The sequence below is a fragment of the Litoreibacter meonggei genome, assembly GCF_003663885.1.
Lineage (GTDB): Bacteria > Pseudomonadota > Alphaproteobacteria > Rhodobacterales > Rhodobacteraceae > Litoreibacter > Litoreibacter meonggei.
The window spans coordinates 220,045-242,610 of record NZ_RCCE01000004.1 but is presented as its reverse complement, the minus strand read 5'-3'; the positions used below and the strand labels follow the sequence as shown (position 1 = coordinate 242,610).

Annotated in this window: 18 protein-coding genes and 1 tRNA gene; 11 read left to right on the top strand and 8 right to left on the bottom strand. The window is 56.5% G+C overall.

What is annotated here, in order from left to right; genetic code table 11:
• Positions 1-54: 54 nt before the first annotated feature.
• From BCF46_RS13120 to BCF46_RS13110, 3 genes are all read left to right on the top strand, one after another.
• On the top strand, positions 55-1,263 hold the full coding sequence (locus BCF46_RS13120; RefSeq protein ID WP_121024970.1) for an NADP-dependent isocitrate dehydrogenase: 1,209 nt from the start codon (positions 55-57) through the stop codon (positions 1,261-1,263).
• 126 nt (positions 1,264-1,389) lie between these two features.
• Positions 1,390-1,725, top strand: a complete 336-nt coding sequence (locus BCF46_RS13115) for a DMT family transporter (RefSeq protein ID WP_121024968.1) — start codon at positions 1,390-1,392, stop codon at positions 1,723-1,725.
• Complete coding sequence (locus tag BCF46_RS13110; RefSeq protein WP_121024966.1) at positions 1,722-2,315, top strand: nucleotidyltransferase family protein; 594 nt, start codon at positions 1,722-1,724, stop codon at positions 2,313-2,315. Before BCF46_RS13115 ends, BCF46_RS13110 begins: the two co-directional genes overlap by 4 nt.
• On the opposite strand, the gene BCF46_RS13105 is transcribed toward BCF46_RS13110, so the two are convergent.
• From BCF46_RS13105 to BCF46_RS13095, 3 genes are all read right to left on the bottom strand, one after another.
• The gene (locus tag BCF46_RS13105) at positions 2,303-2,710 is read right to left on the bottom strand and encodes a hypothetical protein (protein ID WP_170157937.1); all 408 of its coding nucleotides are present in this window, start codon (positions 2,708-2,710) and stop codon (positions 2,303-2,305) included. The genes BCF46_RS13110 and BCF46_RS13105 overlap by 13 nt on opposite strands.
• A gap of 303 nt (positions 2,711-3,013) precedes the next feature.
• Entirely contained in the window at positions 3,014-9,652 is a 6,639-nt protein-coding gene (locus tag BCF46_RS13100; protein ID WP_121024962.1) for a cadherin-like domain-containing protein, read from the bottom strand.
• Positions 9,653-10,699: 1,047 nt separating this feature from the next.
• A tRNA-Leu gene (locus BCF46_RS13095) sits at positions 10,700-10,783 on the bottom strand.
• Between the two features lie 159 nt (positions 10,784-10,942).
• Here BCF46_RS13095 and BCF46_RS13090 point away from each other — a divergent pair.
• Entirely contained in the window at positions 10,943-11,461 is a 519-nt protein-coding gene (locus tag BCF46_RS13090) for a glutathione peroxidase (RefSeq protein ID WP_121024960.1), read from the top strand.
• On the opposite strand, the gene BCF46_RS13085 is transcribed toward BCF46_RS13090, so the two are convergent.
• From BCF46_RS13085 to ypfJ, 3 genes are read right to left on the bottom strand one after another with little or no spacing between them, the layout of a single operon-like run.
• Positions 11,458-12,810: a TRAP transporter large permease gene (locus BCF46_RS13085; RefSeq protein ID WP_121024959.1), complete on the bottom strand. Its 1,353-nt coding sequence runs from the start codon at positions 12,808-12,810 to the stop codon at positions 11,458-11,460. The two genes, BCF46_RS13090 and BCF46_RS13085, sit on opposite strands and share 4 nt — an antisense overlap.
• On the bottom strand, positions 12,807-13,391 hold the full coding sequence (locus tag BCF46_RS13080) for a TRAP transporter small permease (protein ID WP_121024957.1): 585 nt from the start codon (positions 13,389-13,391) through the stop codon (positions 12,807-12,809). Before BCF46_RS13080 ends, BCF46_RS13085 begins: the two co-directional genes overlap by 4 nt.
• 44 nt (positions 13,392-13,435) lie before the next feature.
• Positions 13,436-14,296 carry a KPN_02809 family neutral zinc metallopeptidase gene (gene ypfJ, locus BCF46_RS13075; protein ID WP_121024955.1) on the bottom strand — a complete coding sequence of 287 codons (861 nt, stop codon included), beginning with the start codon at positions 14,294-14,296 and terminating at the stop codon, positions 13,436-13,438.
• Positions 14,297-14,411: 115 nt separating this feature from the next.
• Here ypfJ and BCF46_RS13070 point away from each other — a divergent pair, with 115 nt between their 5' ends.
• From BCF46_RS13070 to gluQRS, 6 genes are all read left to right on the top strand, one after another.
• Positions 14,412-14,990 (top strand): YqaA family protein, encoded by a 579-nt coding sequence (locus BCF46_RS13070; protein ID WP_121024953.1) that lies wholly within the window; start codon positions 14,412-14,414, stop codon positions 14,988-14,990.
• On the top strand, positions 14,987-15,451 hold the full coding sequence (locus BCF46_RS13065) for a disulfide bond formation protein B (protein ID WP_121024952.1): 465 nt from the start codon (positions 14,987-14,989) through the stop codon (positions 15,449-15,451). The genes BCF46_RS13070 and BCF46_RS13065 overlap by 4 nt, the downstream gene beginning before the upstream one ends.
• A gap of 144 nt (positions 15,452-15,595) precedes the next feature.
• Positions 15,596-18,349, top strand: coding sequence for a DNA gyrase subunit A (gene gyrA / locus BCF46_RS13060; protein WP_211332820.1), 2,754 nt, complete (start codon positions 15,596-15,598; stop codon positions 18,347-18,349).
• A 75-nt stretch (positions 18,350-18,424) separates the two neighbouring features.
• A complete protein-coding gene (trmFO, locus tag BCF46_RS13055; protein ID WP_121024950.1) occupies positions 18,425-19,783 on the top strand; it encodes a methylenetetrahydrofolate--tRNA-(uracil(54)-C(5))-methyltransferase (FADH(2)-oxidizing) TrmFO in 1,359 nt (452 codons plus the stop codon).
• A gap of 21 nt (positions 19,784-19,804) precedes the next feature.
• Positions 19,805-20,416, top strand: coding sequence for a class I SAM-dependent DNA methyltransferase (locus BCF46_RS13050; RefSeq protein ID WP_121024948.1), 612 nt, complete (start codon positions 19,805-19,807; stop codon positions 20,414-20,416).
• Positions 20,413-21,306 carry a tRNA glutamyl-Q(34) synthetase GluQRS gene (gluQRS, locus tag BCF46_RS13045; protein WP_121024946.1) on the top strand — a complete coding sequence of 298 codons (894 nt, stop codon included), beginning with the start codon at positions 20,413-20,415 and terminating at the stop codon, positions 21,304-21,306. Before BCF46_RS13050 ends, gluQRS begins: the two co-directional genes overlap by 4 nt.
• Positions 21,307-21,352: 46 nt before the next feature.
• Here the strand turns inward: gluQRS and hisI are convergent, their stop codons facing one another.
• The gene (gene hisI, locus BCF46_RS13040) at positions 21,353-21,715 is read right to left on the bottom strand and encodes a phosphoribosyl-AMP cyclohydrolase (RefSeq protein ID WP_211332816.1); all 363 of its coding nucleotides are present in this window, start codon (positions 21,713-21,715) and stop codon (positions 21,353-21,355) included.
• An 81-nt stretch (positions 21,716-21,796) separates the two neighbouring features.
• On the opposite strand from hisI, the gene BCF46_RS13035 reads away from it, so the two are divergent.
• On the top strand, positions 21,797-22,249 hold the full coding sequence (locus BCF46_RS13035; RefSeq protein WP_121024944.1) for an iron-sulfur cluster assembly scaffold protein: 453 nt from the start codon (positions 21,797-21,799) through the stop codon (positions 22,247-22,249).
• A 169-nt stretch (positions 22,250-22,418) separates the two neighbouring features.
• Here the strand turns inward: BCF46_RS13035 and BCF46_RS20095 are convergent, their stop codons facing one another.
• Positions 22,419-22,541 (bottom strand): hypothetical protein, encoded by a 123-nt coding sequence (locus BCF46_RS20095; protein ID WP_281272098.1) that lies wholly within the window; start codon positions 22,539-22,541, stop codon positions 22,419-22,421.
• Between the last annotated feature and the right edge of the window lie 25 nt (positions 22,542-22,566).

Below are 22,566 nucleotides of genomic sequence, written 5' to 3'. Positions count from 1 at the left end.
GTGCAAGGTAGGCTATGACCCGCGCAATAGATTCACCATTGGTCGGAGAGAAACATGTCCAAAATTAAGGTAGATAACCCTGTCGTCGAACTCGACGGCGATGAAATGACCCGCATCATCTGGGACTTCATCAAGAAAAAGCTGATCCTGCCCTATCTGGACGTCGACCTGAAATACTATGACCTTGGCATTCAGGCCCGCGACGACACCAATGACCAAATCACTATTGATGCCGCCGAAGCGATCAAGAAATACGGCGTTGGCGTCAAATGCGCGACCATCACGCCGGACGAGGCCCGCGTCGAAGAGTTTGGCCTCAAGGAAATGTGGCGCAGCCCCAACGGCACGATCCGCAACATCCTTGGCGGCGTGATCTTCCGTCAGCCGATCATCTGCTCCAACGTCCCGCGTCTGGTGCCGGGCTGGACCAAACCCATCGTGGTTGGTCGTCACGCATTTGGTGACCAATACCGTGCGACTGACTTCAAATTCCCGACCGGCGGTAAACTGTCGCTGAAATTCGTCGGCGACGACGGCGAAGTGATCGAGCGCGAAGTCTTTGACGCACCGGATTCCGGCGTGGTGATGGCGATGTATAACCTCGACAAGTCGATCATCGACTTTGCGCGTGCGTCGATGAACTATGGCCTGTCGCTGGGCTGGCCTGTCTACCTGTCCACAAAGAACACGATCCTCAAGCAATATGACGGTCGCTTCCTTGAGCTGTTCCAGCACATCTACGAAACAGAGTTCGAAGATAAGTTCAAAGCTGCGGGCATCACCTACGAGCATCGCCTGATCGACGACATGGTCGCTTGCGCCATGAAGTGGAATGGTGGCTATGTCTGGGCCTGTAAGAACTACGATGGTGACGTTCAGTCCGACACAGTTGCACAAGGCTTCGGCTCGCTGGGCCTGATGACATCCGTGCTGATGACGCCAGATGGCGACACGGTAGAGGCAGAAGCGGCACACGGCACCGTGACCCGTCACTACCGCCAACACCAGAAGGGCGAAGCCACTTCGACCAACTCCATCGCGTCGATCTATGCGTGGACAGGTGGCTTGAAGCATCGCGCCAAACTGGACAACAACACGCAACTGCAAAACTTTGCAGAAACGCTGGAGAAGGTTGTCGTGGACACTGTCGAAAGCGGGTTCATGACCAAGGACCTTGCCTTGCTGGTTGGGCCAGAACAGAAATGGCTTACCACTGAAGGCTTCCTTGAAAAAATCGACGAAAACCTGAACAAAGCCATGTAAGGCCCTCGGGAACTTCTAGAATAGGGCTGGCGGAAACGCCGGCCCTTTTGCGTTTCTAGATGGTGGCATCCGGAATCTATCCGGACTAGCGTGCAGGTAGGATCATTCGCGACAGGAACGGCGCTCATGCCAAAGCATTATCTCTTCCTCATCATAGCTGTTCTCGCCGAAACCATCGGCACATCTTCTATTCAGGCCTCTCAGCAATTCACGCGGCTTTGGCCGTCGGTATTTGCACTGATTAGCTTCGCATTCGCATTTTATTTCCTGTCCCTTACGCTCAAGGTTCTGCCTGTGGGCATCATGTATGCTATGTGGTCCGGTTTAGGGATCGTGTTTATTGCTATCATCGGCTGGATATATTTCGGCCAGAAACTCGACCTCGCCGCCATTCTCGGAATGGCGCTTATCCTAGCGGGGATATTGGTGATCAACCTGTTTTCCACCACGGCAACCCATTGAGCGTCACGGCGCTTCTTTTGGCAGGCGGCGCGTCATCACGGATGGCGCCGCGCGACAAGCTTTTGGAGGACGTGGATGGCATGCCGTTGCTAAGGCAACGGGCGTTGGCGTGCCTCACCTCTGACACCGAGAAATTGCGCGTGGTGTTGCCTGCAAACCGGCCCAAGCGCACGGCGGCCCTAGACGGTCTAGATGTCGAGATTGTCTATAACGATGGCTCGGAACTTGGCATGTCTCATTCGCTGAAATGCGGGATTTCAGGCGTAGATGCTGATGCCGTGCTCATCGTGTTGGCGGATCTGCCTGATTTGCGCGCAGCGGACCTCGACAAAGTCATTCATGCCGCCGACGCGCATCCTTTGGCCCGCATCCTGCGCGGGGCTGATCAGCGTGGCCAGCCCGGCCACCCGGTGCTGATCCGAAAGGCCGTGTTTGCGGAATTGGGTAAACTGGAAGGCGATTTGGGCGCACAACCATTACTTAAACGTCACAAGGCCGATACGGTGCTTGTGCCAATCGGCCCAGCCGCATTGCGTGATCTGGATACGCCTGAAGACTGGGCGGCGTGGCGCGCTGATCAGCTTAAGTAGCCCGCCTTTTTCGCCTCTCGTGCCACGACGTAAATTCCAAACGAGACGATGAGTAGCGCTCCGACAAAGACGAATCCACCAACGCCTGCGACTGCCATCAATTCCGTTGACTTAGAGATCATGAAGTAAATTGACATGATGAAGTAGCCCAACATCGACAGCGCAAGCCAGATAACCGCCGCCTGCTTGTCCAGCACCCAAAGCATCGCGCCAAGTAAGCCCGCCCAGATACTAACGCCCCAAGCTATATCGATAAAAGCTGGCGTTCGGGTAAATAAGGCGACCTGATCCGCGTCGAAATATGACAGGTATGCGGACACCCTCAATCGGGTCAGCATGTAATCGGCCGCTCCCAACGCGGTCCATAATAATGCCATGACAGATGCTACGCGCATGGATGAGTGCATTCTGCTTGCTCCAGTTCTCAACTGACACCAAGCTTGCTTGCCCCCTGCGGCCAAGCAAGCCGATATCGTAGATATACACGACCATACGCGCCCTGCCGCACCCAGTCACAAGAGCGAGATTCGCTGATGTCCCGTCGCCAATTTTTTCGATTACGGTGGAACGGTAGACTAAAATATCTCCGTTACGACTAGCTCAAGAATAGAGGCCGCCCCGCTGGGCGACCTCTAGACAAAACCGTCACTCGTTACTCCCGGGCGACCCCAGCGGGGGCCGCCCGGTATCTGGATATCTTACTTAAACAGCAACTTTGCTTCGTGCTTCTTCAAGGTCAGACGGGCGGAGGCATAAGCCTCGCGACCGGCTTCGCCTTGAAGTTCCGGGAACAGTTCAAAAATTTCGTTCCTCTGCGCGTTGCCAATACCTTTCAGCGAGTAATCACCCGGCTGGAAGCTTTCCGTCCACGCGCCGTTCGACAGGACAACTTCATGATTGTCGAACATGAAGTGGATGTAAGTGATGCCCATCGACGCAATGGTCTGGACGCCTTCCGACGGATTGACCAGGTGTTTGGCCGACACCAGAACTTCGTTCTCTTCAAAGTAAAGTGCCACGCGGTCGTTGTTGACCAGCATACGGTGGTTCGGGCTGACCAGCATGTCACGCTCTGGCAGGCCATTCCCAAGAGAGCCCTTCTGGATCAGAACCGGCTGCAGGTGCGGGTTGTTTTGCAACTCGCGACCGTCCATCCGTTTCGCGCCGATCCAACGGATTTCTTGGATACCATTGTCACGGGTGATCACCTTGTCACCAACCATGAGGTCTTCGACGAGAATTTCGCCGCGAGGCGTCGCAATCGAGGTGCCCGGGGTGAAACACGGAACGATGTTCTCGATCTCGGTGAATTGCAGCGAGCCAATAACGTTTCCATTTGCGCCGTCAAGAAACTCGACAGTGCCAGAGGTGCTATCGCCATCTGCGTCCACAGTTTCACCAACAATGCGCAGCGGGCCCAAACCGGTGAGGTTCAGAACATCAACATCATCGCCGCCGGTCCCACCGTCGATCACATCGCCAATGCCGTCTTCGGCACTGCCGATAATGAAGGTATCGCGATCATCGCCACCAGATATGGTGTCGGCGCCTTGACCACCAATGATTGTATCGTTGCCAGTGCCACCGGTGATGGTGTCATCGTCCACGCCGCCGTCAATGTAGTCGTCGCCGGCGTCACCGTTCAGAATGTCATCGTCATCGGCACCGAAGATCGTGTCATTGCCATCACCGCCGTTGACCACGTCCATGCCATTATTGGTCACCAGATCACCGTCAACATCGGCGATGTCGAGATTGTCTGGAAGACCCAGAGCAGGATCAATGCCAGCGTAGACGATATCGTCGCCGTCACCTGCGTTGATTACATCGGAGCCTTCACCCCCCACAATCCGGTCGTCACCAGTTCCGCCGTCGATAGTGTCGTTGTCCAAACCGCCGTCAATTGTATCGTTGCCAGCGCCACCAAGGATCGTGTCCGCGTCGTCACCCGTTGTGATGGTATCATCGCCCGCACCTCCATCGACAAAGTCGATGTCGTTATTCGGGTTAGGATCGCTCGGGAACAGCCCGGGGTAGCCCAGATCAGGCAGCGGAGAGTGCCCAGACGTGTTGATCACATCGTCGCCGTCGCCACCTTCAACAGTGTCGTTGCCGTCGTTGGTCGTGATATCATCGTTACCTGCGCCGCCCGTAACGGTGTCATCGCCAGAGCCTGCGGTGACGACGTCGTTGCCCTCACCCAGATCAATCACGTCATCACCGGAGCCGCCAAGGACAGTATCATCCCCATCACCGGCGTCGATAGTGTCATCGCCAGCACCGCCAGAAATGTCATCATCACCTTCGCCGCCAGACAGATAGTCGTCGCCGTCTTCGCCTCGCAACGTGTCATTGCCGTCTTCGCCGTAAACCTCGTCATCGCCGTCACCAGCCAACACGGTGTCGTCGCCATCGCCGGCCAACACGATGTCGTCCTGTGGGCCTTCGCCTGGCAGGAATTCGTCGTTGTTGTCGATCATGTCCCCTTCAGGGTCATCCATGTAGTTGACGTCAATCAGGTCGTCGCCGGCAGTACCTTCCACGATACCATCGTTCACATTTACGGTGACAGTCGCGGTGTCGAAGCCACCATTGCCGTCTGTGATCGTGTAAGTGATTGTCGCGACGCCACCGAAGTCCGCCTCTGGCGTGTATTCAAGCGTGCCGTCAGGGTTGATGATGACGTTGCCGACATCAACTGTGGCCTCGGTCACCGTCAGTACATCGTTCTCGGGGTCGGTGTCGTTTGCCAAGACAGGGATCACAACCGGTGTCAGATTGTTTGTCGATGTCTCGTCATCCACCGCATCAGGGCCATCGTTTATGCCGCTCACGGTGAAGGTGATCGTTGCCGTATCTGTACCGCCGTTGCCGTCTGAGACGGTGTAAGAAATCGTGTCCTCACCAGCAAAGTCGTCGTTTGGCGTGTAGGTGATCGTGCCGTCGGCATTCAGCACTGCAACGCCATTCGAAGGCTGCGTGATCTCGGTGATCGTTACCGTGTCGCCATCCACATCGCTGTCATTTTCAAGCGGCGAGACGGTGATCTCGGTATCCTCATCGGTGGTGTAAGCATCGTCCACCGCCACCGGATCATCGTTCACCGCGTTCACAGTGACATTGACCGTCGCAGTGTCCTCGCCGCCATTCCCGTCGCTGATGATATAGGTGATCGTAGTGTCGCCGTTGAAGTTTTCGTCTGGTGTGAAGGTGATCGTGCCGTCCGGGTTGATCACAACGTCGCCGTCTGGCGAAGTCGCGTTGGTCACCGTCAGATCATCGCCATCCGGATCGGTGTCATTGCCAAGCACCGCGATATCGACGGGAATGTCCTCGTCTGTAGTCGCCGTGTCGTCAACCGCGTCAGGCGCGTCGTTGATTGCCCCGACTTCGATGGTGTGAACCGCCGTGTCGGTGCCGCCGTTGCCGTCAGAGATTTCGTAGCTGATCGTCGCCGTGCCGTTGAAGTTTTCGGCCGGAGTGAACGTCACTGTGCCGTCGCCGTTGTCGACCAGTGTGCCTTGAGCCGCCGGGACCGTTGCATTGATCACCGACAGGTCGTCGCCGTCCGCATCGGAGTCGTTGGCAAGAAGATCAACGGTGACCGGAGTGTCCTCGTCGGTCACGTCGCTGTCATCTTCGGCAATCGGGCCATCATTGATCGCGCCGACGGAAACAATTGCCTGCCCCTCGTCCTCGCCGCCTTGACCATCAATAACCGTATAGGTGATTGTCGCCGGACCGTTGAAGTTTGGTGCAGGCGTGAACAGCACTGTGCCGTCGCCATTGTCGACGACAGTCCCTTGATCCGCTGGCACAGAAACGGTGCCAATGGTCAGCGGGTCGCCGTCAACGTCTGTGTCGTTAGCGATCAGATCGATCGTAATCGCCTCGTCTTCGTCCGTGGTCTCGATGTCATCAACCGCAACCGGATCGTCGTTCACAGGTGTCACTGTCACGATGACTTCGCCGATATCCGCGCCACCATTGCCGTCAGTGATACCGTAGGTGATGGTCGCTTCGCCGTTGAAATTTTCAGCCGGTGTGAACACCAGTTCGCCGTTCACGACCTCGACCGTGCCTTGGTCCGCTGGGACGCTGGCCGTTGTGATACTCAAGTCGTCGCCATCGAGGTCAAAATCGTTGTCCAATACGTCGATCGCAACCGGCGTATCTTCGTCCGTTGTCGCCGTGTCATCGACAGCCTGAGGGCCATCGTTTACGCCGATAACCTCGACATTCACCACTGCCTCGCCGCTGTCTTCACCGCCTTGGCCGTCTTGGACCGTATAGGTGATTTGTGCGGGACCGGTGTAGTTCGGGGCCGGAGTGAAGGTCACTGTGCCGTCGCCATTGTCGACAACCGTGCCTTGCTCAGGCGGAACCGAGACGGTGCCGATGTTCAATGGATCGCCATCGACATCAGTGTCGTTGCCGATCAAGTCGATCACAACTGCTTCGTCCTCAAAGGTCTCCGCAAGATCATCAACCGCCACTGGTGCATCATTCACCGGCGTCACATTGACCTGAACCACCGCTGTATCCGTGCCGCCGTTACCGTCCTCGATAGAATAACTGATCGTCGCCAAACCGTTGAAGTTCTCGGCAGGTGTAAACACCAGTTCGTTGCCGACAATTGCTACGGTCCCCTGCTCCACCGGAACCGTAGCCCCCGTGATCGTCAACGCGTCGCCGTCCGGATCGGTGTCGTTGGCCAATGCGTCAATCGTGATGACTGTGTCTTCGTCTGTCGTCACAACATCATTCACCGCATCAGGCGCGTCGTTTACCGGGGTCACCGTGACATTAACCGTCGCAGTGTCCTCGCCGCCGTTGCCGTCGCTGATGGTGTAGGTGATCGTGGTATCGCCGTTGAAGTTTTCAGTCGGCGTGAAAGTGATGGTGCCATCGGCATTGATCACCACGTCGCCGTCCGGAGACGTCGCGTCGGTTACCGTCAGATCGTCGTTTTCTGGATCAGTGTCGTTGCCAAGCACGCTGATGGTTACGCTATCGTCTTCGTCGACGCTTGCCGTGTCATCAATCGCATCGGGGCTCTCATTCGGGGGGGGGGGGGGGGGTGGGTCGCCGATGATTTGCTCGATCTCGGTGAACTGCAATGAGCCGGTCACGTCACCGTTGCTGTCGAGGAACTCAACAGTACCCGAAGTGCTGTCGCCGTCTGCATCGACAGTTTCATTTACAATGCGGAACGGGCCTTCGCCTGTCAGGTCGAGAACGTCAAAGTCGTCGCCCGTAGTGCCACCGTCTACGGTGTCTCCATCGTTGCCGCCAAGAATGGTATCACGTCCAGCTCCACCAAGAATGGTGTCAGCGCCTTCGCCACCTGTCAGCGTATCATCGCCAGCGTCGCCGTAAAGACGGTCGTCGCCTGTGCCACCGAACAGAGTGTCGTTGTCGTTCATGCCTTCCAGCACGTCATTGCCAGCGCCACCGGTTAAGATGTCATCGCCGTCATTGCCGCATAGAATGTCGTCGTCGTCGCCGCCATCGATGGTGTCGTTGCCGTCGCCACCAATCAGGAAGTCTTCGCCAGCGCCACCTTCGATGGTGTCGTCGCCAGCTTGACCGAAGATATCATCGTCGCCAGTCCCACCGGACAGCGCGTCGTTGCCCTCCCCGCCTTCAATGCGGTCGTCGCCACCTTCACCGAAGATCATGTCGTCGCCCGCGCCACCGTTCAGGGTGTCGTTGCCAGATTGTCCGTGGATCCAGTCATTGCCAGCGCCGCCTTCAACAGTGTCGTTGCCGGATCCCATCCAGATTTCGTCGTTGCCAGCACCACCATCAGCGGTGTCATTACCAGCGCCACCCAAGATAACGTCATTGCCATCGCCACCTTCAAGGGTGTCGTCGCCGTCACCGCCTTCGAGACGGTCGTTTCCGCCTTCGCCGTAGATGACGTCATCGCCGTCACCGCCGCGCAGGGTATCGTTGCCATCCACACCGTTATCGACCACGCCCGGAGCGTCGAAGAACACGTCTGTGATGTTAATCCCGGAATTGTCGCCGCCGACTTGATCGTGAAGGATTTCGATCCGGCTTACTGGACCAGGGATAGTAACCCGCACCGAGTAGTGAGGGGATGTATCAGCAGCATAGCCGCCATCGGACGTCAGAGTATCCGCCCCTGCAACGCCATCGGTGTTGGAGAGTGTCAGGCAACTGCCTGCATCCAACTCGATGATAATTGGGGTGTTATTCGCGTCAAATGCGCGAATGCGTACGACGCCATCGCCATCGATGTCGTTGATACGGAAATCAACATTCTCGACCGCGTTCGAGAAAGATAGCTGGTAGTTTGCACGTCCACTGTCGCCATTGGTAACTGAGTACAAAGAGCTGTTATCCTCAATGCTCTCTGATCCGCTATCGATGCCGCTCACCAACTGGGTGTCAGTTTCGAACTGCGTTTCAGCCTGACCGTTTTCTGACAGTACAGAGAAGGTGACATTGACGTTGCCAGTATCTTGCGTGAAGCCATTTGCGTCGTTGTGCTGACCGAAGTTCGGCGCGTCGTCCCAATTCAGGCTTTCGCGCACACTCGTACCTGCACCTGGACCGCTGTAGTTGCTGTCGCCATAAATGATGTCGTTGCCAGCGTTGCCGTCGACGGTATCGTCCCCTGAGCCCGCGTAGACCTCGTCATCGCCTTCGCCGGACGTGATCGTATCATTGCCACCGAATGCATCTACGATATCGTCGTTTGGACCTTCACCCGGAAGGATTTCATCATTGGCGTCAATCATATCGCCATCAGGATCACCGGTATAGGCCGCGTCGATCACATCGGCTCCCGCGGTGCCTTCGACAATACCATCGAGCTCGTCAACGACTTCTGGTGTCACATAGCAAATGTTGTCGATTGCGCCGGAGCCGCACAACTCGACTTCCATACGCGCGACGCCGTCCGCATTGATGTTTACAGTCACTTGACCATTGTTGGAGGTACAGGGAATTTGAACCGTTTTGATTAACTGGCCAGCTTCGTTGTACAGGCGAACGGTTCCGCCCTCTTCTACGTCCAGAGCGCGAAAATTCACAACTTCCGAAGGTTTGTCGAACTCGAAAACAAACTTACCGCCGCCGGCGTTGTCGTCAGGATCATTGCTGTCGCCGTCTTCTGACAAGATCAGGACGTTGCCCAGATTGCTCGTATGCAGATCCCAGTCACCACCCGTTGGATTGTCAGAGTCGAACACCATAGGAGGTGTGGCAGGATTTCCAGAGCTGATGGTCACTCCGTTGTTGTAATACTGGCCGTTAACAATATCACCGGCTTGCAGGTCTTCAAACGTAAGCAGAACGTTGGGCATTATAGTCTCCTATGGACTCACCACATCGGTCGGAATGGGACCGGTGTAGTGAAAATCGACAAACTCGTTAGCGCACACTCGAAAACTCTTCCCAATGGAATAGGCGGCGTATGACGCCGTTAGAACACCCATCAGAAAAATCGTTTCGGCCATGAAGTTCCCTCGGCTTCGTGCATTCAAATCTCACCCGCGTTTAAGCGAAGACACCATAATAGCGGTCACACGCCGACGCGGTGCCAAAGCAAGGGGAAAAGCTGGGCGTTTTGTGCCCAATGTCAGTGACGGTTTACGCCCGTTTTAATCAACGAACCATGTAAGCGATCACACGAACACCCTCGCATCCGGCAGAGATGCGTTATCGTGCGGCCGCCCCCGTGGCCTATGTCTTCACCCCCCAGTTGGGCGTAGATTTGTGATACCTTTTCGACAGCTGATCAAAAAGAAGAATGTGTCAGATCGGCCTTGAAAATGTCGTTTTTCCAGTAGGATGCAGGTCCAGGAATGATTGTTTCGTCACAAACGTGGACGCAATTCGGTTTGATTGACGAGTGAATAAAGTAGGCGAATGGTGCGTCAAAAAATTTTGCAACCCTTTACTATTATCAACTACATTCAATAGCTTATAAATATGTCTCTCTCTCGAACTCGGACTCACAGACAAACGCGTCGGAGAGTAGAGAAAAGGTAAGGCATTCCCTACCTTTTGCCTCTTAGGTGGTTACCTTCGTCTATCTTTTCCCCGCATGAAACTGTGAGACAATCAGGCGAGATCGCCAATGATTGTTCGTAAAAAGTTCGATAATCCCAATTTTTCGATTCGGATTCGTCGAAAATTTAGCAAAGTCACCCAGCCAGCCTGCGACACATCTCCTAGAAATCCAGAAACAATCGCGCAGAATCCGCAATATTGTCGCCAATAGTCGAAAGTGCCGTAGATTTTGCCTTATTGAGTGCACCGGTAGTACGTCGGGCAAAGCTTCTTCAGCCACCAGACCATCGGTGGGTAACCCAAAACAAGGATATGTCATCCCGCATATAAAGTAGGGTTGGTACCCGAGGTCGGACTCGAACCGACACGCCTCGCGGCAACAGATTTTGAATCTGTCGTGTCTACCATTCCACCACTCGGGCCCCTTTGTCTCTTTTGGATGACGAGGTAGCCGTCATCAGAGGTGAGTGCGGTGTAGCTAAAGCGATCGGGCGCGTCAATTCGTCGAACGCATAATCACGGTAGTTTTTGAAACTTCTCATTTGCGGTCTAGATAAACAGTAGAAAGAGGAGACCACGACATGCGCAGCCTACTCAATCTCACGGCGGCCTTTTTATTGCAGACTACGGCCGTCTTTGCCTTCACCTTCCCGAATATCGACGGCGGCCAGATTGATCTTGATGACTGGAAAGGTCGCCCTGTGCTGGTGGCCAATACGGCGTCCCTGTGCGCGTTCACCAAGCAATATGACGAACTTCAGGCGCTCTATGATACTTACAAAAATATGGGCCTGATCGTCCTTACGGTGCCGTCTGATGACTTCAAACAAGAGTTAGGAAGTAACGAGCAGGTAAAAGAGTTCTGCGCGGTGAATTTCGCGCTCGACCTGCCGATGACCCACGTCACCCATGTGCGGGGCGCGAAAGCACATCCATTCTACAGAGACGTGAAGGCCCAAATTGGCTTCGTTCCGCGCTGGAACTTCAACAAGGTGCTTTTGGATGGCTCTGGTAAAGTCGTGGCGACATTCGGGGCCGGGGCGAAACCTATGGGTCGCGCGATCCGCAGCGAGATTGATGCGATCCTCGCCAGCCCCTAATACATCACGCCGACCAGCCACAGCGATAGCGCAGGGAACATCACCAGGATAACTACCCGCACCAAGTCGGACGCGACGAACGGCAGGACGCCGCGATACGTTTGGGTGATCGGAATATCCTTGCCCACCTGATTGATGATGAACAGGTTCATGCCCACAGGCGGCGTGATCAAACCCACCTCAACCACAATCAGAGCAAGGATGCCAAACCAGATCGCAGTCTGCTCGGCCCCCATTCCGAAATCCAAAGACTCGATAATCGGGAAGAAGATCGGGATTGTGAGCAGGATCATCGACAAGCTGTCCATGACACAGCCGAAAATCAGGTAGCATAGCAGCATCGCGATCAGCACAGTCATTGGCGCGAAACCCTGTACCGACACCCATTCGGCCATCGCCTGAGGCGCCTGCGTGAAAGCCAGGAACGAGTTGAACACCTGCGCGCCGAAAATGATGAAGAAGATCATGGCGGAAGATTGCGCGGCCTCAAAAATAGAGGCCTTAAACCCCGCCCAATCAAGGCTGCGGGTGGCAACACCATAAAGCCCCGTCGCGATTGCGCCGACAGCAGCCCCTTCGGTTGGCGTAAACAGGGCCTGAACACCGGGCTTGAACCAGTTCCAATCCGCGGCAATCCCGCCCATGACCAGCACAAAGATCATCACAACGGGCCAGATCCGCAGTAAAGTGCGGAAGCGAGCCTTGATGGGCTTACGCTCCGCCACGGGGCCGGAACCCGGCTTCACCCGCACATATATTGCCACGGTCAGCATATAGCCGAGCGCCGCCAAGAGACCGGGAATCAACGCGCCGATGAACATCTTCACAATGTTCTGCTCGGTCAGGATTGCGTAGATTACCAAGATAATTGAAGGCGGGATCAAGATGCCTAACGTGCCACCCGCCGCCAACACACCGGTGCTGAGCGCGTCGGAATAGCCGCGTTTGCGCATCTCCGGCAAGGCCACCTGCCCCATCGTGCTTGCGGTGGCCAAGGACGATCCGCAAACGGCCCCGAACCCTGCGCAAGCCCCGACGGCGGCCATTGCCACCCCGCCCTTACGGTGCCCAAGCCAATCAGATGCCGCGCTGAACAAGGCCGCACTCATGCCGGATTTGGTGGCAAACTGCCCCATCAGCAAGAACAGAGGAACGATGGTCAGGGAATAACTGGAGAAGGTGTCATAGGTTAGCGTTTTCATCTGGCTCAACGTGGCGGAGGGACGCCCCAACACCGCCCATGTCCCGAGAAATCCTGCCGCGAACATCGCGGCCCCAATGGGAATGCGCAGGAATATCCCAACGAGCATCACCCCGAAGCCTGACAGCGCCAGCTCCAAACCACTCATATTGCGGCTTCCCTGCCTGTGAGAACCCAATTCAGGGCGCGCCACACGGTGTACAGGCTCACGACGAAAAACAGCGCAGCCCCAATCGTTGATAACCCGAAGGGAATCCAGACCGGCAGCTCCAGCTCATAGGTCGTTTCAGGATAATACGGCCTGGACCCCATCCCCAAGACATCGCGAACCCGGTCGATACCGTAGGGAAATTTTTCTCCGAACCCTAGATACAGTCGCCACAAGATCAGGCCGGAGACTATAGTTATTGCGACGTCGCCAATCAGCCCGAACACTGCCTTTGCGCGCGCAGGCATCCGGTCGACGAACACATCGACCGTCACATGCCCACGATTAAACTGGCACCATGGCAGGAAGGCGAAAATCGCGATGGCGCAGCTGATTTCCACCAACTCAAAATCGCCCCTTACGGGGCCAAGCCCCGCAAACAACAAGGAACGTCCGATGATCGAGACAACTGTCACTATCGCGGCTGTTACCAATACCAGCCCGCCGCTCAACGCCAGCAGGCGGCAAAGTGCGTCCAGCACCCGCCCAGTGCGGGCCTCCAAATTCGCGGCTAGTGCCATGCGCTCCCCTCAAATCCACACGTCTTGCGCAATGGCATCTGACGTTAAAGGCGGTCTGTGCTGAACGTATCGCAGCTTTGAACGGTAGCCTTTTCGTAGCCGGTCGCGAACCAACGCTGGCGCTGCTCGGAACTGCCATGCGTGAAGCTATGCGGGTTCGGTCTACGACCTGCATTTCGCTGCAAGGTGTCGTCACCGATTTGCTTGGCCGCGTTGATAGCCTCTTTCAAATCACCGTTTTCCAACGAATTGAACCGCGCTTGAGCATAGCGCGCCCATACACCCGACAAGCAGTCCGCTTGCAATTCGACCCGAACGGAAATGGCGTTGCTTTCGGCTTGGCTCACTTGTTGGCGAATTTTGTTGGCCTGTCCGAGGATACCAAGTTCGTTTTGAACGTGGTGCGCGATCTCATGCGCCACGACATATGCGGCGGCGAAATCGCCAGATGCGCCCATACGGCGCGACAGTGTGGTAAAAAACTCGGTGTCCAGATAGGCCTTTTTGTCCGCTGGGCAATAAAACGGCCCAGACGCGCCAGATGCGCCACCACACGGACTTTGCGTTCCACCTTTGAACAAGACAAGCGTTGCAGGCTTATAGGCACGACCGACTTGCTCCTTGAATATCTCGGCCCAGACTTCTTCTGTATCGGCCAACACCACGGAGACAAACTCACCCGCTTGCTTATCAGCTTCGGTAATTTCTCCACCGGTCGAGATGGTTTGGCCACCTCCCGTGCTTTGCAGCAAAGGCGTCACGTCAACGCCAAGAAAATAACCGATCACAAGGACTGCGATAAGGCCAACGCCACCAATACTTCCCGCCTTACCACCGCGGACCCTTCCGGTTTGCATCCGGCGGTCTTCAATGTTGCGGCTACTCCGCCGACCTTTCCAACGCATTTTCGCGCTCCTTATCTGGACTTAACGCCTTTCTAAGGCCATGGTGCGGTTAAGGCAAACTACCCTTTGGCAGCTGGCATAAATAAGCAAGCGCGAACAGGGCGAAGCAGGACATATAATGAAGCGTCTCTATCACTGGACACTGTCCCTTGCGGACCATCCTTATGCTATGTGGGCGCTGGTTGTGGTGGCATTCGCGGAAAGCTCCTTTTTTCCAATTCCACCCGATTTGTTGATGATCCCCATGATTATCGCCCGCCCGAACAAGGCGTTCTTCATCGCCGGGATTGCAATGGCGGCATCCGTAATCGGTGGGCTTTTGGGTTACGCAATCGGAGCACTGGCCTTCGAGCAGATTGGTCGCCCAATTCTTGAGATACTCGGTAAAGGTGATGCGGCGCTGGAATTCAACACGCGCTTCAACGACATGGGGTTCTGGCCGGTGCTGGTCGCAGGACTGACGCCGTTTCCCTATAAGGTCATCACGATCATGTCAGGCTGGACGGGGATGCCTTTGGGCACGTTCATCGTGACATCCATCATTGCCCGTGGCGCGCGGTTCTTCATCGTCGCAGCCTTGCTGTGGAAATTCGGCGACCCGATCCGCCACTTCATCGAGAAGCGTCTTGGTCTTGTCTTAACAATCTTTGTCGCTGTCCTTTTGGGCGGCTTTGCTTTGGTGAGGTTCCTATGAGTATGACTCGCGCCCAAATCGTAACCACCGCTGCCGGCGGCTCTGCGCTGCTTTTGGTGGGCGCATTTATGTTTCAAATAATAGGCTATCCACCATGCGAGATGTGCTTGTGGCAACGCTGGCCGCACGCCTTTGCATTTGTAATTGGCATTGCCTTTCTGGTCATCCCCAGCCGCATCTTGGCCCTGCTTGGCGGGATCACCGTCGCGACGTCTGGTGCAATTGGTGTTTACCATGCAGGGGTTGAGCAGAAATGGTGGGAAGGGCCCACAAGTTGCACTTCGGGCGACATTTCCAACCTGACGCCAGAACAACTGCTAGAGCAGATTATGAGCGCACCACTGGTGCGTTGTGACGATATTGCCTGGGCGCTGGCAGGTATTTCCATGGCTGGATGGAATGCCATTATCTCGTTCTTCCTTGCTGGCCTATGGGTCGTGGCAGCCCGCCGTTTCGCCTAAAAATCAACCGGCCATTTCACCCGCAGTAGGGGCTGGTCGCTCAATCTCGAAGCACCCATTGCACCCTAAACCTAGGTTAGTCTATAGTGTCGCCAACTAGATATAGACGCCTTGAGGCGCTTCCAACTCGAGATCGGACCCAACGTGAACGACACGCCGGAAACCCCTGAAAACGAAGAAGAAAACACCCCGTTCCGCATGCATCATGACGGACCGCAAATCAACATCGCCGACGAGATGAAGACCTCCTTCCTCGAATACGCGATGAGTGTGATTATTTCGCGTGCGATTCCCGACCTGCGAGACGGCCTTAAGCCGGTTCACCGCCGCATTCTGTATGCGATGCACGAAACCGGGAACACGCATGACAAGTCCTACAAGAAATCCGCCCGCCCGGTTGGCGACGTCATGGGTAAATACCACCCGCACGGCGACTCTGCGATCTACGACGCACTGGTGCGCATGGCGCAAGATTTCTCTATGTCGCTGCCGCTTTTGGACGGTCAGGGTAACTTCGGCTCGATGGACGGCGATAATCCCGCCGCGATGCGTTACACCGAGGTGCGCATGGACAAGCCAGCCGGCTCCCTGCTGGCTGATATTGAAAAAGACACTGTAGATTTCCAAGACAACTACGACGGCAAGGACCGTGAGCCGACCGTTCTCCCTGCCCGCTTCCCAAACATGCTGGTAAACGGCGCGGGTGGTATCGCGGTGGGCATGGCCACCAACATTCCGCCGCACAATTTGGGCGAGGTCATCGACGCGACGCTTGCACTGATCGAATCTCCTGATTTGGACGTGCATCAGTTGATGGAATACGTCCCTGCCCCCGACTTCCCGACCGGTGGCATCATTCTGGGCCGCTCGGGCGCCATCAAAGCATATACCGAGGGTCGCGGCTCCGTCATCGTGCGCTCCAAAACCCATGTTGAAGAAATCCGCAAAGACCGCTTCGCCATCATCATCACCGAGATCCCGTATCAGGTGAACAAAGCGACGATGATCGAGCGGATTGCGGAAACCGCCCGTGACAAGAAAATCGAGGGCATCAGCCACGTGCAGGACGAATCCGACCGCGTCGGTGTGCGCGTCGTGGTGGAGTTGAAGCGCGACGCAACCGCAGAGGTCGTGCTGAACCAGTTGTTCCGGTTCACCCCGATGCAAACTAGCTTTGCCTGCAACATGCTGGCGCTGAATGGTGGCAAGCCGGAGCAGTTGACCCTACGCACCTTCCTGACGAATTTCGTGGCCTTCCGTGAAGAAGTCGTTGCCCGCCGCACCGCGTTCGAGCTGCGCAAAGCCCGCGAACGCAGTCATATCCTGTGTGGTCTGGCAGTCGCGGTGACCAATATCGACGAGATTGTTGCGACCATCCGGTCTTCCAGCGACGCGGCCGAGGCCCGTAGCCGCCTGATGACCCGTGCTTGGCCTGCCGCTGACATCGCGCAGTATATCAAGCTGATCGACGACCCGACCCATACGGTCAACGAGGACGGCACCTACCACCTATCCGAAACTCAGGCCCGCGCCATTCTGGAACTGCGCTTGCAAAGGCTCACCCAGATCGGCGTCAAGGAAGTCACCGACGAGCTGGAAGACCTTGCCAAGAAGATCACCGAATACCTCGCCATCCTGCGCTCGCGCGAGCGGATTATGGAGATCATCAGCAACGAGCTGAAAGAGGTCAAAGAGCAATTCGCCGTCCCCCGCCGCACGGAGATCGTGGACTGGTCCGGCGATATGGAAGACGAAGACCTGATAGAAAAAGAAGACGTGGTTGTGACGATCACCCAAACAGGTTGGATCAAACGGACCCCACTGGCCGAATTCCGTGCGCAACGCCGTGGCGGCAAGGGTCTGTCGGGCATGTCCACCAAGGACGATGACGTGGTCACACAATTGTTCGTGGCGAACACCCACACGCAGCTGTTGTTCTTCACCACCGACGGCATGGCCTACAAGCTCAAAACATGGCGCCTGCCGCAAGGAGGCCGCACCGCCAAGGGTAAAGCAATCGTCAACATCCTGCCCATCCCGACCGGTGTGTCTATCGCGGCAATCATGCCGGTGGACCGTAACGAAGAAGACTGGGGCGACTTGCAGATCGTTTTCGCCACCACCGCAGGTGATGTGCGCCGCAACGCACTGTCGGACTTCACGAACGTCATGCGCAATGGCAAAATTGCGATGAAACTGCCCGAGGGTGTCGAATTGGTGAATGCCCGCATATGTGACGAGAACGACGACGTCATGCTAATCACCAACGCGGGCCGCGCTATCCGATTCCCATCGACCGACGTGCGGGTCTTCTCGTCGCGCAACTCGACTGGTGTGCGCGGCATCCGCTTGAAAGACGATCAACGCGTCGTCTCCATGTCGGTCATTCGTCACTTCGAAGCTGACCCATCAGAGCGCACTGCATATCTGAAAATGCGCCGTGCAATCATGGGCTTGTCCGATGATGCTGAAGTGGAGGATGAAGAAGCGCCGGCAGGCGACATCACACAAGAACGCTACGCCGAAATGTCCGCCTATGAGGATCTGATCCTGACCATCACCAAGGGCGGCGCAGGTAAGCTCAGTTCCAGCCACGACTACCCTGTGCGTGGTCGCGGCGGCATGGGCGTTACCGCAATGGACAAAGCCATGCGCGGCGGGGAAATCATCGCCTCCTTCCCTGTTGAGATGGGCGACCAGATCATGTTGGCTACCTCGAAAGGCCAGTCGATCCGCTGTCCTGTTGATGGAATCTCGTTCCGCTCCCGCTCTGCTGGCGGTGTGAAGGTGTTTGATACCGGCAAAGGCGAGGAAGTCGTTTCGGTGGCCTGGATCGCCGATCAGAGCGAGGAAGACGTCGCAGATGAGGGTGGCGAAGCCCCAGCTGACGAAAACTAAACATTAATAAATGGTCGCCCCCACGGGTGGCCATTTTGCTTTGTGCTCCCGCGCGGGCTGCGCTAGATCATCGCCATGACAGATAGCATCCTCAATATCATCGGTGGCGGCATGGCCGGTTCCGAAGCCGCATGGCAGGCCGCAAATATGGGCGTCAAAGTGGTGATCCACGAAATGCGCCCCAAGGTAGAGACCTTCGCCCACCGCACCGGCGATCTGGCGGAGATGGTCTGTTCCAACTCCTTCCGCTCCGACGACAGCGAGCAAAACGCCGTGGGGCTGCTGCACTGGGAGATGCGCCAAGCAGGTGGCATCATCATGGAAATGGCCGACAAACATGCCCTGCCCGCTGGCAGCGCCTTGGCTGTGGACCGTGACCCGTTCGCACAATCCGTCACCGCAAAAATCATGGCGCATCCGAACATATCGGTGTCTTACGAGCCGATTGAAGTACTGCCGACCGACGGCAACTGGATCATCGCCACTGGCCCCCTGACCTCCCCCGGCTTGGCCAGCGCTATCGCAGCCGAGACCGGACAAGACGCCTTGGCCTTCTTCGATGCCATCGCGCCGATCATCTATTTCGACACCATCAACATGGACAAAGCGTGGTTCCAGTCGCGCTATGACAAAGGCGAGACAGAAGAAGATCGCACCGCCTACCTCAACTGCCCTATGGACAAAGAGACATATGAGGCGTTCATCGACGCCTTGCTCACCTCTGATAAGACCGAGTTCAAGGAAGGCGAAACGGCGGGCTACTTCGACGGCTGCCTGCCTATCGAAGTTATGGCCGAACGGGGCCGTGAGACCTTGCGCTATGGCCCAATGAAACCGGTTGGGCTGACCAACCCGCACCAACCGACCATCAAAGCGCATGCCATTGTGCAACTGCGCCGCGACAACGCGCTTGGCACCTTGTTCAACATCGTCGGCTTCCAGACCAAGATGAAATACGGCGCGCAGAAAGAAGTGCTGCGGATGATCCCAGGGCTGGAAGAAGCGGAGTTCGCGCGGCTGGGTGGTATTCATCGCAACACGTTCATCAACTCGCCCACGCTGCTTGACGATCAGATGCGGATGAAATCGAAGCCTCACCTGCGTTTTGCAGGCCAGATCACCGGTGTAGAAGGCTACGTCGAATCCGCAGCTATGGGTCTGCTCGCAGGGCGCTATGCGGCGGCGGAAATGCTGGGTCGTGAGTTGGGCACTCCATCACCTGATACCGCCATGGGTGCCTTGGTGACCCACATCACCGGCGGCGCCGAAGCCAAGACCTTCCAGCCGATGAACATCAACTTCGGCCTGTTCCCGCCCGTGGTCGACGCCAAAACAGGTCGCAAGAACCGCGCCACCCGCTACAAGATGTACACAGATCGCGCCAAAGAGGCGTGGACACGGTGGCTTGATAACGCGCGACTGGACGTTGCTTGAGGAATTTGCCACGCTGGGAGCATGACGGACAAGTTTCTCGACAAGGTCTATGAGACCACAGGTGCGGATGCGACGCGGAAACTCTATGACGCGTGGTCGAAGAGTTACGATGCCGAGATCGCAGAGAACGGCTACCGCACGCCTGCACGTCTGGCCCGTGCCATGGCGCAATGTTCCCGTGACCCATCCCTGCCGCTCCTGGATTACGGCTGCGGCACTGGCCTTTCCGGGGGCGAGCTACGCGCCGCTGGCTTTTCTACGCTAGACGGAGCGGATCCTTCAAAAGGCATGCTGTCGCAAGCCCACAAAACTGGCCATTTCCGGAAGTTAATCCAGCTTGATTTGTCCCAACCGCTGCCAATACAAACGGGCGACTACCATGCGATCACCGCGATCGGCGTAATTTCGACCGGCGCAGGCCCCGCCTCACTGATGGACACGTTGATGGACCTGCTGCCTTCGGGTGGTCTTTTCGGCTTTTCGCTCAATGACCATGCGCTCGAGGATGCTGACTACCTTGCGGGCGTCGGGCGGTTGCAAGATGCGGGACATCTTGCAAGGGTCAAGGAATATGGTGAGCACCTGCCCGGCATGGGTCTAAAATCCATGATTTACGTGTTCGAGAAAAAGTGACCTTCCGGACCCGTTTTGCGCCTTCGCCCACGGGGCCTTTGCATCTTGGGCATGCCTATTCGGCGTTGCTGGCCTATGACATGGCACTGGCACAGGGCGGCGAATTTCTGCTGCGGATCGAGGACATAGACCGATCCCGCGCCCGGCCTGAATGGGAACAACAGATCTATGATGATCTGGAATGGCTTGGCCTTTGGTGGCCCGAACCAGTGATACGGCAGTCACATCGACTGGGTGACTACGCCCGGGCACTCGAAACATCTAAATTGGCCGACTACCTTTATCCCTGCACCTGTTCTCGCGCCGACATAAAGTCGGCTATCTCGGCACCACAAGAGGGTGTTCCGCAGTTCGGGCCGGATGGGCAAATCTATCCCGGCATCTGTCGTCCATCACACGAGTTCTCGACAAAATGGAATTGGGATCAACACGATACGTTGCGATTAAACATCGCGGCCATCGAGATCGCCCCTCACCGCAACGGACCCGAAGCGCAGTTGATGTCCTTCAAAGAGACCGGCCGAAGTCCGAAGGGAGAAACCGGCGACATCACCTTCGCTCTGGAACAGATCATCCGTGAAGCCGGCGACATCGTTCTGCGCCGCAAGGACATGGGAACCTCCTATCACCTGTCTGTGGTCCTCGACGACGCAGCGCAAGGCATCAGCCATGTGGTCCGCGGTCAGGACCTGTTCGAGGCCACCAAAATCCATGTTTTGCTGCAACGCCTGCTCGGCCTTCCTACGCCCGTCTACCATCACCACAAACTCATCCGTGACGGTGCAGGCAAACGTCTCGCCAAACGCGATGATGCGCGCGCACTCTTTAAATACCGCGCTGAAGGCTACACGTCCGACGATATTCGCCGCATAGTCGGCCTGCCAGTCTAGGCATCCCGCCCTATCTCCATTTGGTCAAAAATACTCAAAAAGGCCGTTACACCTCGGGTGCCATCATCTCGATTTCAACCCCGTCCTTTACAGACGTATAAAAGCACACTCGCCGGTTGGTGTGGCAGGCTGGCCCCGTCTGCCGGACCATCGCCAACAGGCAATCGCGGTCGCAGTCGACGCGCAAATCGACAAGTTCCTGCACATGGCCGGATGTCTCGCCCTTCACCCAAAACGCCTGCCGCGAGCGCGACCAATAGGTCACTTTCTTGGTTGCAAGCGTCTGTGCTACGGCATCAGCATTCATCCATGCCAGCATCAGCACCTCGCCGCTGTCGTCGTCTTGGGCTATCACGGGTAACAGCCCTTGGTCGTTAAAGGTCAAGGTTTCGGGATCAAAGCGGGTCATGGGATTTACCTTTTGCAAACGCAGCACTAGGGCTTATCTATGGTTCTGACCTCGTTGAAAAGGCCCGATAGGAGCGCGGAAATGTCTGAGAACACCGATCTGATCAAGCTCTACTCGGGGCGGATTTTAGCGCTAGCAGCGGATATCCCGCACACGGATCGCCTGGACTCGCCGCAAGCGTCAGTCAAACGACGCTCGCCGCTCTGCGGCTCGACTGTAACCGTTGATCTGAGCATGAACGGCGATCGCATCTCCGCGTTCGGACAGGACGTTAAGGCCTGTGCACTGGGGCAAGCAGCAGCGTCAGTCGTCGGCGGGTCTGTCATCGGCCGCACCGAGAGTGAAGTTCGCGCGGCCCAAAGCCAGCTTAAGGCGATGCTCAAATCCGACGGCCCTCCCCCTGATGCTCCGTTTGACGAATTGAAGGTTTTGCTGCCCGCTAAAGAGTTTAAAAATCGTCACGCGTCGATCATGCTCGCGCTTGATGCTACCGTTGAGGCGATGGAGCACGTCCGCAACGCCAACTGCGCCTAAAAAAATACCGCCACGTCCGGGCGGGACGCGGCGGCAAGTCAGCTTGTCTAGTCAGGTCTGATGCGCACCGGTAAGGCAGCCGGCAAAGTTGGGGACATTGCGCATCTCCGACGGGTAACGGGACAAGAAACCAGTCGGGCCTAGGAAAAAGACAGCAGGCAGTTAACTCTTAGAAAAGCGTTGGCATATAGAGGGCGACGGTCATCATCACACCGATGGCGGCAATGCCTGCGGCGTCTTGCGCAAGAGCCTTGGGGGATCGGGCCAGAATGTCGCGAAGATCTTGAATCATGATGAATACTCCCTCAAGTCGTTTA